The organism is Rhodococcus sp. 320_ES, from assembly GCF_059691855.1.
Map to the genome: position 1 here is coordinate 198,823 of NZ_JCAWAG010000006.1, position 13,544 is coordinate 212,366.

At 66.7% G+C, this 13,544-nt stretch carries 16 protein-coding genes; 10 read left to right on the plus strand and 6 right to left on the minus strand.

Features of this window, described 5'->3' with window-relative positions; all coding sequences use genetic code 11:
- Positions 1-18 precede the first annotated feature (18 nt).
- The 3 genes from AC59JP_RS21465 (at position 19) to AC59JP_RS21475 (ending at position 2,173) form a co-directional block, all read left to right on the plus strand.
- Positions 19-567, plus strand: a complete 549-nt coding sequence (locus AC59JP_RS21465) for a DUF4190 domain-containing protein (RefSeq protein WP_497327858.1) — start codon at positions 19-21, stop codon at positions 565-567.
- A 127-nt stretch (positions 568-694) separates the two neighbouring features.
- Entirely contained in the window at positions 695-1,183 is a 489-nt protein-coding gene (locus AC59JP_RS21470; RefSeq protein WP_497327859.1) for a winged helix-turn-helix transcriptional regulator, read from the plus strand.
- Between the two features lie 12 nt (positions 1,184-1,195).
- Entirely contained in the window at positions 1,196-2,173 is a 978-nt protein-coding gene (locus AC59JP_RS21475) for a pirin family protein (RefSeq protein WP_497327860.1), read from the plus strand.
- Here the strand turns inward: AC59JP_RS21475 and AC59JP_RS21480 are convergent.
- Positions 2,170-2,634 carry an SRPBCC family protein gene (locus tag AC59JP_RS21480; RefSeq protein WP_497327861.1) on the minus strand — a complete coding sequence of 155 codons (465 nt, stop codon included), beginning with the start codon at positions 2,632-2,634 and terminating at the stop codon, positions 2,170-2,172. The two genes, AC59JP_RS21475 and AC59JP_RS21480, sit on opposite strands and share 4 nt — an antisense overlap.
- Positions 2,635-2,693: 59 nt before the next feature.
- On the opposite strand from AC59JP_RS21480, the gene AC59JP_RS21485 reads away from it, so the two are divergent.
- Positions 2,694-2,996, plus strand: a complete 303-nt coding sequence (locus AC59JP_RS21485; protein WP_497327862.1) for an autophagy-related protein 2 — start codon at positions 2,694-2,696, stop codon at positions 2,994-2,996.
- Here AC59JP_RS21485 and AC59JP_RS21490 read toward each other — a convergent pair.
- Entirely contained in the window at positions 2,983-3,465 is a 483-nt protein-coding gene (locus tag AC59JP_RS21490) for a ribonuclease H family protein (protein ID WP_497327864.1), read from the minus strand. The two genes, AC59JP_RS21485 and AC59JP_RS21490, sit on opposite strands and share 14 nt — an antisense overlap.
- A gap of 80 nt (positions 3,466-3,545) precedes the next feature.
- Between AC59JP_RS21490 and AC59JP_RS21495 the strand changes: the two genes are divergently transcribed.
- The 6 genes from AC59JP_RS21495 to msrB all read left to right on the plus strand — a co-directional run bounded on the left by AC59JP_RS21495 (position 3,546) and on the right by msrB (position 8,751).
- Positions 3,546-4,550 (plus strand): oxidoreductase, encoded by a 1,005-nt coding sequence (locus AC59JP_RS21495; protein ID WP_497327865.1) that lies wholly within the window; start codon positions 3,546-3,548, stop codon positions 4,548-4,550.
- A 9-nt stretch (positions 4,551-4,559) separates the two neighbouring features.
- Positions 4,560-5,462 (plus strand): DNA-3-methyladenine glycosylase family protein, encoded by a 903-nt coding sequence (locus AC59JP_RS21500; RefSeq protein WP_497327866.1) that lies wholly within the window; start codon positions 4,560-4,562, stop codon positions 5,460-5,462.
- Positions 5,463-5,531: 69 nt separating this feature from the next.
- A complete protein-coding gene (locus AC59JP_RS21505) occupies positions 5,532-6,479 on the plus strand; it encodes an aldo/keto reductase (RefSeq protein WP_497327867.1) in 948 nt (315 codons plus the stop codon).
- Positions 6,480-6,481: 2 nt separating this feature from the next.
- Positions 6,482-6,946, plus strand: a complete 465-nt coding sequence (locus tag AC59JP_RS21510) for a DUF309 domain-containing protein (protein ID WP_497327932.1) — start codon at positions 6,482-6,484, stop codon at positions 6,944-6,946.
- Between the two features lie 115 nt (positions 6,947-7,061).
- Positions 7,062-8,330: a multidrug effflux MFS transporter gene (locus AC59JP_RS21515; RefSeq protein WP_497327868.1), complete on the plus strand. Its 1,269-nt coding sequence runs from the start codon at positions 7,062-7,064 to the stop codon at positions 8,328-8,330.
- The gene (gene msrB, locus AC59JP_RS21520) at positions 8,302-8,751 is read left to right on the plus strand and encodes a peptide-methionine (R)-S-oxide reductase MsrB (RefSeq protein WP_497327869.1); all 450 of its coding nucleotides are present in this window, start codon (positions 8,302-8,304) and stop codon (positions 8,749-8,751) included. The genes AC59JP_RS21515 and msrB overlap by 29 nt, the downstream gene beginning before the upstream one ends.
- A gap of 78 nt (positions 8,752-8,829) precedes the next feature.
- On the opposite strand, the gene AC59JP_RS21525 is transcribed toward msrB, so the two are convergent.
- From AC59JP_RS21525 to AC59JP_RS21540, 4 genes are all read right to left on the minus strand, one after another.
- Positions 8,830-9,594, minus strand: coding sequence for a deoxyribonuclease IV (locus AC59JP_RS21525; protein WP_497327870.1), 765 nt, complete (start codon positions 9,592-9,594; stop codon positions 8,830-8,832).
- A gap of 34 nt (positions 9,595-9,628) precedes the next feature.
- Positions 9,629-10,012 carry a carboxymuconolactone decarboxylase family protein gene (locus tag AC59JP_RS21530; protein WP_497327871.1) on the minus strand — a complete coding sequence of 128 codons (384 nt, stop codon included), beginning with the start codon at positions 10,010-10,012 and terminating at the stop codon, positions 9,629-9,631.
- Complete coding sequence (locus AC59JP_RS21535; RefSeq protein ID WP_497327872.1) at positions 10,009-10,977, minus strand: NADPH:quinone oxidoreductase family protein; 969 nt, start codon at positions 10,975-10,977, stop codon at positions 10,009-10,011. Before AC59JP_RS21535 ends, AC59JP_RS21530 begins: the two co-directional genes overlap by 4 nt.
- Before the next feature lie 134 nt (positions 10,978-11,111).
- Positions 11,112-13,349 carry a putative bifunctional diguanylate cyclase/phosphodiesterase gene (locus AC59JP_RS21540; RefSeq protein ID WP_497327873.1) on the minus strand — a complete coding sequence of 746 codons (2,238 nt, stop codon included), beginning with the start codon at positions 13,347-13,349 and terminating at the stop codon, positions 11,112-11,114.
- Positions 13,350-13,544: the final 195 nt, after the last annotated feature.

Consider the following 13,544-nt stretch of genomic DNA (forward strand, 5'->3'; position numbering starts at 1 on the left):
CGAACAATGGAGTCAGCAATGACCGGTCCCACCGATCCCTACCCCAGCGGCGATCCACAACAGCCGTACAACCAACCCGGCCAGTACGGCCAGCCCCAGTACAACCAGCCCCAGTACGGCCAGCCCCAGTACAACCAGCCGGGTCATTACAACCAGCCCGGCTACGACCAGCCGCCCGCCTCGCCCAAGAACGGATTCGGCCTCGCGGCACTGATCCTCGGCATTCTCTCGATCCTGGCGTTCTGGAGTTTCGGTTTCGGCATCGTCCTCGGACTCCTCGCGATCCTGTTCGGATTTCTGGGACGGTCCAGGGTCAAGAAGCGCATCGCGACGAACGGCGGAGTTGCCCTCACCGGAATTGTTCTCGGCATCATCGGAGTGATCGCCGGAATCGCGTTCCTCTGGGTCGTGGTCTGGGCGGCCGACAAGGTCGGATTCACCGACTACACGTCGTGCATCAGCGACGCCGGCAGCAACGAACAAGCCATCGCGTCGTGCAATGAGCAGTTCACGAACAACATTCAGGACCAGTTCAGCGTCACGATCACCCCGCTGCCGACGCCGTAGGCCCGAGCCCCGCATCGACTCGGGGGCACCTTCACCTCGCCCAGTGACGTGAGGGTGCCCCTCAGTCGTAAAACAGAACTAAGCGAAGCGCTGACTATGGACGACGCGAGTCACGTAACCTGAACCGATGGCGGCACGGCTCGACGGCATTCTCGCGGACAGGGATTGGTGGCAGGCGCGGCACTGCTCCATCGCGAAGGCACTCGATGTCGTGGGCACCCGATCCGCCATGCTCATCCTTCGCGAAGCGATCTACGGCACCACCCGCTTCGACGATTTCGCCAACCGCGTCGGTATCACCGAGGCCGTTACTGCCGCCCGCCTGAAGGAGTTGACGGCGGCGGGGATCTTCGAGCGTCGGCCCTACAAGATCCCCGGATCGCGAACACGGTACGAGTACGTCCTGACCGAGATGGGGCGCGATCTGGTGCCCGTGATCATCGGACTCATGCAGTGGGGCGACCGATACCTGCAAGGGACGCGCGGAAAGCCGCTCGACGTCGTCGACGACGCGACCGGATCGGCGGTGACCGCCGACGTTCGCACCCCGGACGGTCGACGCGTAGAACTGGACCAGTTGCGCATACGAGTTGCAGGCGCGAACACCACACCCTGAGTGGGAGAGAACATGAGCAATCTGGAACAAGCTCCGACCGAGACGGTCTGCTCGCCGTCGGTCCGCACGCGCAGCGACGTCGAGGTGATCGGCGCTCGCGAGGTACCGCTGGGCGGTCCGCGCGCGATGACGGTCCGGCGCACTCTCCCCTCGCGGGAGCGCACGCTCATCGGGGCGTGGTGCTTCGCCGACCATTTCGGCCCCGAGGACGTCGCGATCAGCGGAGGCATGAACGTCCCTCCGCACCCGCACACCGGATTACAAACGGTCAGTTGGCTTTTCAGCGGGGAGATCGAGCACCGGGACTCCACGGGCGCCCACGCCATGGTGCGCCCCGGCGAGCTGAACATCATGACCGCGGGATCGGGTATCGCGCACTCCGAGGTGTCGACATCCGCCACCACGATCCTGCACGGCGCCCAGCTCTGGGTTGCGCTTCCGAACGAAAGCCGTGATACGGCAGCCGGTTTCGCCCATCACGTACCCGACGCCGTCGCCCACGGAGCCGCGACCGTTCGAGTCTTCCTTGGATCACTCGAGGGGGAGACGTCGCCCGTCACGACCTTCAGCCCTCTGCTCGGCGCGGAGATCACGCTGCCGGCCGAGAGCGAGGAGACATTCACCGTCGACGAGACCTTCGAGCACGGTGTGCTGGTCGACTCCGGCGACGTGCTCGTCGAAGGTACGCCCGTACAGAACGGCGCGATGGGATACCTCGCACCGAGCGCCCGGACGGTCCGCATTCGCAACCGCGGCAGGGACTCTGCACGCGTCCTACTTCTCGGCGGGACACCGTTCGGCGAGCAGGTCATCATGTGGTGGAACTTCATGGGCCGCACCCACGACGAGATCGTGGACTATCGCGAACAGTGGAACGCGGAAGTCGACCACGTCCGGCCCGCAACACGATTCGGGACGGTGGAGGGGTACGACGGGGCGTGGCTCCACGCCCCCGCCATGCCCACTTCGCGTCTGAAGTCCCGCGGTTAGCTGTCTTCGAGCAGCACACCGAGGTGGTCGGCCAACCGCTGCATCGTCGCGACGATCTGCTTCTCCGTCACCCGCGGGAACACCTTCTTGAACTCGGGGTCCGTGACGGCCGACCAGTCGTAGATCTGCGTCAGACCTGATCGTTCGGAGTCGACCACGTCCAGTTCCCACGACCACCGTGAGCCGCGCGGCGGCTGTCCTTGCCGCTGCGGCTCCCACCCGATTCGCACGTCCTTCTCGAACAGGAACACCGTGTTCTCCATGACGTAGTCACCGAGCTCCGGCTGGTGCATCTTCATCGTGAACACATCGCCGACCTGCGTGAGGGGCTTGGGATCCACCGCACCCTTCAGCATTCCCGACCCGTCGATCTCGGCCTGGACATTCGGGTCGCTGAGTGCTTCGAACACCGTGGCTGCGGTGGCTTCGATCACTCGGCGCACTACGAGTTCCTCGGACATACCTTCTCCTCATCGAGTCGGACGGTTCGTGCTCGACCGTACTGGGCATCCCGTGGGACATGACCGACAGCACAGAGAACACCGACAGCGCAGCAAACACACTGGACGCCACCGACGACCCGGCAGCGCACAGCAAGGGCCTCGGCGCGGACGACGCGCAGAGCCCCGGCGAGCGCGCCGAAGCGGTCCGCGAGTTCGACGATCATTCGGACGACGAGGGCCCGACCACCCTCGACGGCAGCGAGGCAGAGCACGACGGGAACGCCCGCGACGACGGCAAGACGCTGCCCGCCCCGCATCCGACGAGCGGCTCCGATCCCGAGTCCGACAAAACCGCGAAGGCGACCTCTAGAACAGAGTGACGGGCTCTGCTCGTCTGACGTCCGGTGACGTCTCCCCGCCGGCCAGCACGGCGCGGGCGGCGGCGCCGGCGAGTTGGTCCGCCATCTCGTTGAACTCGTTTCCGACGTGCCCGCGGACCCACCGGAACCGCACCGGCCCCTCGCGTTCGGTGATCGCCCTGTCGATGGCCTGCACGAGGTCGATGTTCTTCACCGGTGTGCCGCCCGCCGTGCGCCATCCCTTGCGTTTCCATCCGGGCAACCACTCGGACGCGCATTTGATGGCGTACTGGGAGTCGGACTCGATGAGCAGCGGTTCGTCTCCGCCGTGCGCGCGAATCGCCTCGAGCAGGGCCCGTAGTTCGGCGATCTGATTGGTACCCGACGCCGATCCTCCCGAGGCCTGCGGCCCGAGGTGGTTGACCCACGCCCAGCCGATGGCGCCTCCGGGATTCTTGAGGCACGAGCCGTCGGTACTCACGATGATCACGCTGCGCACCCTACGACGGGCCACCGACAAACCGTCGGTCCCGCGCCGCGCTGTCGGTGCCGACCCCTAAAGTCGGATGCATGAGCAGCTCCTTTCAGGCCTGGGTCGCACGTGAGAACGACGGCAAGATCGACTTCGCGCCCGAGACCGTCGACGACTCCTTCCTGCCACCGGGAGAGGTCACCATCGCGGTGCACTACTCCAGCGTGAACTACAAGGACGCTCTCGCCGTCACCCCCAAAGGTGGTGTGGTTCGCGAATATCCGATCGTTCCCGGTATCGACCTGGCCGGTGAGGTTCTCTCGTCCGACAGCGCCGATTTCGCGCCGGGTGACCTCGTCGTCGCGCACGGGTACGACATCGGCACCGCCCGCCACGGTGGATACGCCGAGCGGGCGCGAGTTCCCGCCGAATGGGTCGTGAAGTTGACGGACGGGTTGTCCCCGGCCGACGCAGCAACCATCGGCACCGCGGGCTTCACGGCCGCGATGAGCGTCGCCGCTCTGCTCGATCGCGGACTGACGCCCGACGACGGTCCGGTTCTCGTCACCGGGGCCTCCGGAGGCGTCGGCTCCGTCAGCGTCGACCTGCTGGCGGCCGCCGGTTTCGAGGTGGTCGCGTCCAGCGGGAAGGCGGACGCCCACGACTTCCTCACCGAGCTCGGTGCATCGACGGTCATCGGCCGTTTGCCCGAGGATCCGGACGCCAGGCCTCGACCGCTCGGCAAGTCGCAATGGGCGGCAGCGGTGGACTGCGTCGGCGGCAAGACCCTCGCGCATGTGCTGAGCACCCTGAAGTACCGCGGCGCCGTGGCCGCCAGCGGGCTCACCGGCGGATCGTCGCTACCGACCACCGTGCTTCCGTTCATCCTTCGCGGCGTCGACCTGCTCGGTATCGATTCGGTGCAGTTGCCGATCGCCGAGCGGCGCGCACTGTGGACGAGAATCGTCACCGATCTGGCGCCGCGTCACCTGGCGTCGATCACACGTGAGGTGGACGTCGAGGAGGTCGTGTCGGTCATCGACTCGATCCGTGACGGTGGCTACACGGGCCGCGCGCTGGTGCGGGTCGCCGGCGGTTTCTGACGGTTCCCGGTGGAGGTCACCGTCAGCGTCGGGCATCCGGTCGGCCTGTCTCGCACGCTGTCTCCGCACCGCCGCGGGCCCGGCGACCCTGCGCACCGTCAGGTTGCCGACGGATCTGTCTGGCGGTGTTCTCTGATGCCGTCGGGTCCGGTCACCTACCGCCTGACGAAAGCCGGCGACGACGCCCACTGCGAAGCCTGGGGTCCGGGCGCGGCGCAACTTCTCGAATCGGTGCCAGGCATCGTCGGCGCACACGACGACCCGATCGGCTTCGCCCCCGACCACCCGATCCTGAAGGAAGCCCATCGACGCTTCCCACACTTCCGGATCGGCAGGACCGATCGGGTGATGGAAGCGATGGTGCCCGCCATCCTCGAACAGAAAGTTCACGGTGCGTCGGCGTTCTCGGCCTGGCGATACCTGCTGCGCAAATTCGGCGAGCCGGCCCCCGGACCCGCCCCCGACGGAATGCGCGTGCCGCCGTCGGCCGAGGTGTGGCGGCGTGTCCCTTCGTGGGAGTTCCACCGGGCCAACGTCGATCCGAAACGGTCGAAGACCATCGTCTTGGCGGCCCAGTACGCCGACAAACTCGAGGCCGTCACCACAATGAACCGGGAGGATGCGGAGCGTCGTCTGCGACTGGTGCCCGGCGTAGGCCTGTGGACCGCCGCGGAGGTCACCCAACGGGCGCTCGGCGATTCCGACGCACTCTCGGTGGGTGACTATCACCTCGCCACGGTCGTCGGCAGATCGCTGACGGGAACACCGATGAGCGACGACGAGATGGTCGCGTACATGGAGCCTCTGCGCCCGCATCGCTACCGCGCGGTCCGCCTCCTCGAGATCAGCGGCACCGCGCTCCGGCCGCGGTTCGGACCCCGCACGCAGATCGCGGACCACCGATGGCACTGAACTTCGATGGCACTGACACAAGGTGAAACCACGTGAAATAGCCACGGCGCACAGGAGGTTGCACTACACATGACCACGATCGGCACCTCTGACCTCGATGTCCATCCACTCGCCCTGGGCGCCAACACGTTCGGCTGGACCAGCGACGAGAAGGATTCGCACGCGATTCTCGACGCGTTCGTCGCCGGTGGCGGCAACTTCGTCGACACCGCGGATTCGTACTCGGCCTTCGCGCCCGGCAACTCCGGCGGCGAGTCGGAGAGCGTCCTCGGATCGTGGTTCACCGCACGCGGAAATCGTGACGAGGTGGTCCTCGCCACCAAGGTCAGCCAGCACCCCGACTTCAAGGGACTGGCGCCGGACAACATCCGGGCCGCGGCCGACGCGTCGCTGTCGCGCTTGAAGACCGATCACATCGACGTCTACTACGCGCACTACGACGACGAGAAGACGCCGCTCGCAGAATCTCTGGCCGCCTTCGACGGGTTGATCAAGGACGGCAAGGTTCGCTACGTCGCCATCTCCAACTACACGCCGGAGCGCATCGAGGAATGGCTGTCCATCGCGCGAGCCGAGGGCTTCGATCTCCCGATCGCCATCCAGCCGCACTACAACCTGGTGCACCGCCGGTCGTACGAGCCGCGGATCCGCGACATCGCCGAAGCGAACGACCTCGGTGTCTTCCCCTACTTCGCTCTCGCATCCGGCTTCCTGACCGGTAAGTACCGAACCCGTGAGGACCTGGCCGACACTCCGCGCGAACGTCTGACGCAGGGATACTTCAGCGACGCCGGCCTCGAGGTCGTCGACGCCCTGGACTCCGTCGCCACCGCGCACGGCACCTCGCTTGCGACCGTCGCCCTCGCCTGGCTGCTCTCGCGTCCGGGCATCGTGGCGCCCATTGCCAGTGCAAGCCGCATCGAGCAGGTGCAGGGCCTGCTCGACTCCACCTCCCTCACGCTCACCGCTCAGGAGCTCGACCTCCTGACGGCCGTCTCCGACAAGGTCGGCGAGTAACCATCGCCCGCGAGCGCGACGCCGACGGCCGGCCACTCAACTCACGTCCCCGCGACGAGTTGGGCCGGCCGTTGCCACGCGGGTCGGCCGGTGTTCCGCGCATTCCCGACGACGTCCAGCTTCCACCGGACGAGTCGCTGACCGAGGCGCAACGTCTTCTCGACGACGGGATGCCCTTCCACGCCCACGAAATTCTGGAGGGCACCTGGAAGATCTCGGTGCCCGACGAACGAGCGCTGTGGCAAGGCCTCGCACAGCTCGCCGTGGGCATGACGCACCTTCTACGAGGTAACGAACGCGGCGCCCAGTCGCTGCTCACCCAGGGTCGCAACCGCATCTGGCCGTACCACGTCGACCCCCCGCACGGCGTCGACGTCGACGGGTTGATCGCCTGGGCCGACGGGCTCGTGGACGCGCTCGAGCGCGGTCAGGTCCCGACGCCGACCGTTCCGCGCTTGCGAGCCTGAGTCCCGACCCCTGACCGTTAACCCGGCGGCAATGTATTTCGGGAACAGAACGGAGCCTTCGAGTGCTGCAACCCGGGTAAGCCTACGAATACAGAACGTGCAGGGAGATCCACACATGGAGAACAGTCTCCAGAACGCCGCGCCCGCGTCACGCGTGCGCACGATCCTCGTCCTCGGTGCCCTCGTCGCGCTGGGGCCGCTGACGATCGACACCTACCTGCCCGCCCTCCCCGCGATCACCGACGATCTCGGGTCCACCGATGCGGCGGTTCAGTTCACCCTCACCGGCACGCTGATCGGCCTCGCCATCGGGCAGTTGGTCGTCGGGCCCCTGTCCGACGCCCTGGGTCGACGCCGACCGCTGATCGCCGGAACGATCATTCACGTCGTCGCTTCGATTCTCTGTGTCGTCGCACCGAACGTCGCCGTGCTCGGTGCGCTCCGCGCCGTTCAGGGCTTCGGTGCCGCAGCGGCGATGGTCATCGCGTTGGCCGTGGTGCGAGACCTGTTCGACGGCAACGCCGCCGCGACGGTCATGTCGCGGCTGATGCTCGTCATGGGCGTCGCACCCATCGTGGCCCCCAGTCTCGGAAGCATCATTCTGGTGCACGGATCGTGGCGCGGCGTGTTCGCGATGCTCGCCGTTCTCGGCCTGGGCTTGATGGCGGTTGCGGTGTTCCTGCTGAAAGAGACTCTGCCGGAGCAGAATCGGCGCCAGCTCGAGGTCCGGCCGGTACTTCGGACGTACGGATCGCTGTTCCGCGACCGCCAGTTCGTCGTGCTGGTGATCGTCGCCGCGCTGGGTATGGCTGCGCTGTTCGCCTACATCTCCGGGTCGTCGTTCGTCCTGCAGGATCAGTACGGTCTCGGCCAGGAGCAGTTCTCGCTGGTCTTCGCAGTCGGCGCGATCGCCCTGATCGGCGCGTCTCAGCTCAACGTGGTTCTGCTGCAACGTTTCAACCCCAAGCAGATCGTGATCGCGGCCCTGATGGTCTCGACCGTGGCCGGCGCCGTGCTGATCGTGACGACCGAGTTGAGCACCGGCGGAATGTGGGGCTTCCTGATCCCCGTGTGGTTCGTGCTCGGTGCCGCCGGATTCGTGATCCCCAACTCGCCGGCGCTGGCCCTGTCCCGACACGGCGAAGCAGCCGGTACCGCCGCGGCGGTCCTCGGAGCAGCGCAGTTCGGCCTGGGTGCGCTGGTTGCACCGCTCGTGGGTGTCCTCGGAAACGACGGCCCCGCGATCGCCATCACCATGACGGCGGGAGCGCTCGTCGCGCTTCTCGCGTTGTTCGCAGTACGCACAAGCGCGACCGACACCGAGAGTGTCGTCGTGTACGAAGGAAAGGACGTCGATGTCGACGCAGCAGTACCGCAAAGATGACAAGGCCGTTGCCGCACTGACACCCGAGCAGTATCGGGTGACCCAGAAGAACGGCACAGAGCCCGCATTCACGGGCGAGACCTGGGACAACCACGAGCCCGGCCTCTACGTCGACGTGGTGTCCGGCGAGCCGCTGTTCTCCTCGCTCGACAAGTACGAAAGTGGTTCGGGCTGGCCCAGTTTCACCCGGCCGATCGAGCCTGAGAACGTCGTCGAGAAGCGCGACTTCAGCCATCTCATGATCCGCACCGAGGTGCGCTCCGCCCACGGCGACAGCCACCTCGGCCACCTGTTCAAGGACGGACCGAAAGCGGAGGGCGGGCTGCGCTACTGCATGAACTCCGCTGCGATGCGGTTCATCCCCGTCGCCGACCTCGACGCCGAGGGATACGGGGAGTACGTGGAGCGGTTCACGAAGTAGCGCTCACTTTTCCCGACTCAGGGGCACATTCGGTCGATCCATCGGCACGAGGGTGCCCCTGAGTCGCTGAAAAGGGAACTACAACGAGCGCAGGTACGCCACGTCGGCGGCGATACCTTCCGCCGGAGTTTCGAGCATGACGGGCGCACCGGACGCACGGGCGACCTCGACGAGGACCTCCGGCTCGATGGTGCCCTCCTCGAGGTTGGCGTGGCGGTCCCGCGCCGAGTCGAACTCGTCGCGGGAGTTGTTCAAGTGCACAAGGTCGATGCGGCCGGTGATGGCCTTGATGCGCTCTACGACGCCCACCAGGTCCTCGCCACCCGCCCAGGCGTGGCACGTGTCCAGGCAGAACCCGGCGCCGAAATCGCCGACCGCGTCCCAGAGCTTGGCGATCGCGTCGAAATGACGCGCCATGGCGAAGTCGCCACCGGCGGTGTTCTCGATCCAGATGGGGACCGCAAATCCACCCGATTCTGCCTGACGCTCGAAGAGCTTGCGCCAGTTGGCAATTCCCTCGTCGGGATCCTCGCCGTCGCGGACGTGCCCACCGTGGACCACCAGACCGAGAGCGCCGACCTCGGACGCCACCGTCGCCTGCTCGGTGACGGACTTGCGGGACGGGATGCGAATCCGGTTGTTCAGACTGGCCACATTGATGACGTACGACGAGTGCACCACCACGTCGACAGCGCTGTCTCGGATGCGCTCGAGTCCCTCGCCGACGACGGGCTTCTTCCACTTCTGCGGATCGGTGACGAAGAGCTGAACGAGGTCGACGTCCAGGGCCTCGGCCTCGTCGAGTGGGTTCTCCGAGTTACGGACATGGGCTCCGATGCGCATGCCCTCACGATACTGCGCGGCTCGGACAGCTCGGTTACTCGGACAACTCACCGAGCTCGTCGACGAGCGCCTTCCTCACCACCCGCATCGCCGCCAGGGCCGCGGGTGCTCCGACGTACCCGCTCGCGTGGATCACGGACTCGACGATTTCGTCCCGCGTGAGTCCGTTCGTGAGAGCTCCCCGCACGTGTCCGGCGAGTTCGTCGTCTGCGCGCAACGCGATGAGCATGCCCAGGTTCAGCAGGCTTCGGCTGCGTCGGTCCAGACCCGGCCGGGTCCACACCGCTCCCCACACGTGCTCGGTGATGTGCGTCTGCAGTTCTTCCGAATCCGTTCCCGCCGCGTTCGACAAGGCGCGGTCGACGAAGTCGTCGCCCATCACCTCGCGGCGAACGGCGAGGCCGTCGTCGTAGCTCATTGGAACTCGACCACGACTTTGCCGACGGCAGTGCGGTTTTCGAGGGAGGCGATCGCCTCCGCAGCCCGGTCGACGGGGTAGACGACCGGTTGCGGTGCGCTCAGCTTGCCGGACGCGAACAGCGGCTCCAGTTCGGCCCACTGCGTCGCGGTGTACCCGGGCCGCGCCGTCCACCAGGCTCCCCATCCGACGCCGACGACCTCGATGTTGTTCAGCAGCAACCTGTTCACCTTCACCGTGGGGATTTCGCCGCCGGTGAATCCCAGCACGAGCAGTCGGCCCGACGGGGCGAGCGATCGGAGGCTGTCGGTGAATCGGTCACCACCCACGGGGTCGACGATCACGTCGACGCCTTTGCCGCCCGTCAGCTCCTTCACGCTGTCGCGCCACCCGTCGACGAACACGACGTCCGTCGCGCCTGCCGCGCGTGCGACGTCGGCCTTCTCCTCGGTACTGACCACGGCGATCGTGCGAGCGGCTCCGAAGAGCGGGGCCAACCGCAGCGCCGACGTCCCGATGCCGCCTGCAGCGCCGTGCACCAGCACCGACTCGCCCTCGGTCAGCCGGCCACGTTCACGCAGCGCGAAGTGCACGGTCAGGTCGTTGAACAACACGCCCGCGCCGGCGGTGAAGGACACCGAATCGGGAAGCCGGAACGTCAGATCGGGGTGCAGGACGGCCACTTCCGCCATCCCCCCGCTGAAGCCGGTGAGCCCGGCCACGCGGTCACCCGGCGCCACTCCCGAGCCCTCGGGCGCGGACCGCACCACACCGGCGACCTCACTCCCGGCGACGAAGGGCAGCTCGGGCTTCATCTGGTAGAGCCCGCGCGTCAGAAGTGCGTCCGGGAAGGCGACTCCGGCGGCGCGGACGTCGACCACGACTCCGTCCCCCGTCGGTTCGTCGATGTCCGCGACGGTCACGGCGTCCGGGCCGTCGAGGGTGGTGACCTGAACTGCGCGCATGTCGACGCCTTTCTCCTTTTTCCGACCGGCCTCCGGCCTGCCCGTTGTTCCGACCGGCCTCCGGCCTGCCCGTTGTTCCGACCGGCCTCCGGCCTGCCCGCCGATGGGTTCGATGGGTTCGATGCTTCTCGCGCTCAGGCTAGTACGTCGGATTTCCCCTCGATCGAGGACACGGAGGCGAGCACGGAACGGGCCGGCATGGGACGGGCGATGTGGAAACCCTGGGCGGCGTCGCAGCCGAGCGATCGGAGGGCGAGCAGAGTCGCTTCGTCCTCCACCCCCTCGGCAAGAACGCCGACGCCTAGGCTCCGAGCCAGCTCGACCGTCGACCGCACGATCGCGGCATTGGCCGGGTCCGTCGTCATCGTCGTGACGAACGAACGATCGATCTTGAGTTGTTGCACCGGAAGCGAACTCAGGTAGGCGAGCGAACTGTGACCCGTCCCGTAGTCGTCGACGGAGATCGACGACCCCAGGGCGCGCAGAGCCAGAAGGGTCTCGATGGACTTGGTGGGGTCGGTCATCGCGTCCGATTCCGTCACCTCGAACGACACGGCCGAGCCAGGCAGACCGAACCGGGACAGCTGGGCGCGAATCTGTTCGGGCAGAGTCGAATCGACGAGGTTGCGCACCGACAGGTTGACCGCGACAGACAGCTGTCGTCCGTCGTCGCGCCAGCGTCGAGATTGCGAGAATGCCTCTCCGAGAACGAAAGTGGTGATGGCCGGAAGCATTCCGGTCTGTTCGGCGCTGGGAAGGAAATCTCCGGGCGAGAGGAGACCGTCGACGGGGTGCTGCCACCGCAGCAGCGTTTCCACCCCGGTGACTCGGCCGGTGCGCAGGTCCAGCAGCGGTTGATAGAACAGCCTCAGCTCCTGCTCGGCGATGGCTCGGGGAATCTCGCTCATGAGCCGGAGCTGCCGATGCCGATCGATGTCCATCGATCGGTTGTAGACCGCCAGTCGCGGCTGACGACGCTTGGCTTCGGTCATCGCCAAGTGAGCTCGCTGGAACAACACCTCGGCGCCGGGGCGAAGGACGCTGGAGGACAGGGCGATTCCGACGGTGACCTCGATGCCGAGCGCCATGTCACCGACCCGCAGTTCCTCACCGACGACCTGCCGAATGGCGCGCGCCATCGCCGTCGCGGTCTCGTGGCGCGCGGCGGGCGCCAACACGACGACGAATTCGTCGCCGCCGAGGCGACCGACCACGCCGTTCGACCCGACGGTCGACTCGATGCGTGCCCCCACCTCGGTCAGCACGCGATCGCCGGTGCCGTAACCGAACGTCTCGTTGATGTGCGAGAACCGATCGAGGTCGACGACGACCAGCGCGACGCCCTCGTGGTCGTGAAGGTCGAGGAGCTCTTCGGTCCGCTCCGTGAGCGACAGTCTGTTCGCGAGACCGGTGAGCAGGTCGGTGCGTGCGGAGTCGTGCACCTTGCGTGCGTAGTGGCGAAGGTCCCGCAGGATGACGTAGGCGCGGGTCGACGCCAACAGGGTCAGCACCGCGGAGGAGAGGACCACCACCCAACCCCACCGTTCGACGGGCAGGCCGCGCCACAATTCGATGAACATCACGACCGGCGCGATACTGACGGCGAACGTCAGCAGGAGCAGGCGCCACGCCGGCAGGGACGGCTCCGCACGAACACGCTGGGCTCGCTCGGAGTCGACGCGCGGGAGTGGATTCAGCACTGCCGCGGCCATCAGGACGTACGAGAGCAGCCACGCCGCGTTCGTCGCGGCCTCGCTGTACCGCCCCAGCGGATCGAGCAGGACGTACGACGTGTAGTCCGTGATCGCCATCAGAACGAGTGCGGCCGCCGTCAGCCCGAGCGTCGCGGTCCGGGAACGTCGCGACATGAGGAAATAGCCCAGAATGGCGATGAGAAAGACGTCGAGATTGGTGTAGACGACCGCGGCCCACGTGTTCGCGCCGATCTGCGACGACCGATCGACCACGACCAGGGTCCACGAGGCCAGCCCGATTCCCACCGCGACGATGGCGCTCTCGAGCAGTTCCGCCGTACGGACCACGCGGCGGCCCGCGACCGTGACGGTGGCCAGCGCGCAGATGATGAAGACGTACCCCGCGACGTAGAGCGGATCGGCGATCGACATCGGAGCGTTCGGGTCGATCAGAAATCCGACCGCGATGTCGCCGGCCACCCAGGACGCCACGCCGACGGTGAAGAGTCGCCCGGCGGGCACGTTGTTGGGCCAGTTCGCGCGGGTGCCGAGGGCAATTCCCACGACCGACAGGACGGCGACCACGTAATACACGAGAGACTGCCCCCACACCGTGGGCACAGCGAGGTACGCGACCACGCCGAGAACACCCAGCGCGAGCACCCGTGTCCACGTCATCGTCGGCACTGACCCTCTCCTGTAGTCGCCCCTGACGACCATTATCGAACCAAGCGGACTCGCCATTACCAAAACTCTGAATCTATTTGACGAACAACGGCGTGGGGAGGACGAACCACCCGTTTTGGGTGCTTTGTGCCTGTCCTTGTGCCTGTTTATTCGTGGCACTCGTCACACCGGATTGGAACCGATCTT

What these genes read in the sequence shown, in the direction of transcription:
- AC59JP_RS21495 (WP_497327865.1), top strand. Translation starts at nt 3,546, where the DNA reads ATGAGCAGCTCCTTTCAGGCCTGGGTCGCACGTGAGAACGACGGCAAG.
- AC59JP_RS21480 (WP_497327861.1), bottom strand. Translation starts at nt 2,634, where the DNA reads ATGTCCGAGGAACTCGTAGTGCGCCGAGTGATCGAAGCCACCGCAGCC.
- AC59JP_RS21475 (WP_497327860.1), top strand. Translation starts at nt 1,196, where the DNA reads ATGAGCAATCTGGAACAAGCTCCGACCGAGACGGTCTGCTCGCCGTCG.
- AC59JP_RS21525 (WP_497327870.1), bottom strand. Translation starts at nt 9,594, where the DNA reads ATGCGCATCGGAGCCCATGTCCGTAACTCGGAGAACCCACTCGACGAG.
- AC59JP_RS21540 (WP_497327873.1), bottom strand. Translation starts at nt 13,349, where the DNA reads ATGACGTGGACACGGGTGCTCGCGCTGGGTGTTCTCGGCGTGGTCGCG.
- AC59JP_RS21485 (WP_497327862.1), top strand. Translation starts at nt 2,694, where the DNA reads ATGACCGACAGCACAGAGAACACCGACAGCGCAGCAAACACACTGGAC.
- msrB (WP_497327869.1), top strand. Translation starts at nt 8,302, where the DNA reads ATGTCGACGCAGCAGTACCGCAAAGATGACAAGGCCGTTGCCGCACTG.
- AC59JP_RS21535 (WP_497327872.1), bottom strand. Translation starts at nt 10,977, where the DNA reads ATGCGCGCAGTTCAGGTCACCACCCTCGACGGCCCGGACGCCGTGACC.
- AC59JP_RS21465 (WP_497327858.1), top strand. Translation starts at nt 19, where the DNA reads ATGACCGGTCCCACCGATCCCTACCCCAGCGGCGATCCACAACAGCCG.
- AC59JP_RS21505 (WP_497327867.1), top strand. Translation starts at nt 5,532, where the DNA reads ATGACCACGATCGGCACCTCTGACCTCGATGTCCATCCACTCGCCCTG.
- AC59JP_RS21470 (WP_497327859.1), top strand. Translation starts at nt 695, where the DNA reads ATGGCGGCACGGCTCGACGGCATTCTCGCGGACAGGGATTGGTGGCAG.
- AC59JP_RS21530 (WP_497327871.1), bottom strand. Translation starts at nt 10,012, where the DNA reads ATGAGCTACGACGACGGCCTCGCCGTTCGCCGCGAGGTGATGGGCGAC.
- AC59JP_RS21515 (WP_497327868.1), top strand. Translation starts at nt 7,062, where the DNA reads ATGGAGAACAGTCTCCAGAACGCCGCGCCCGCGTCACGCGTGCGCACG.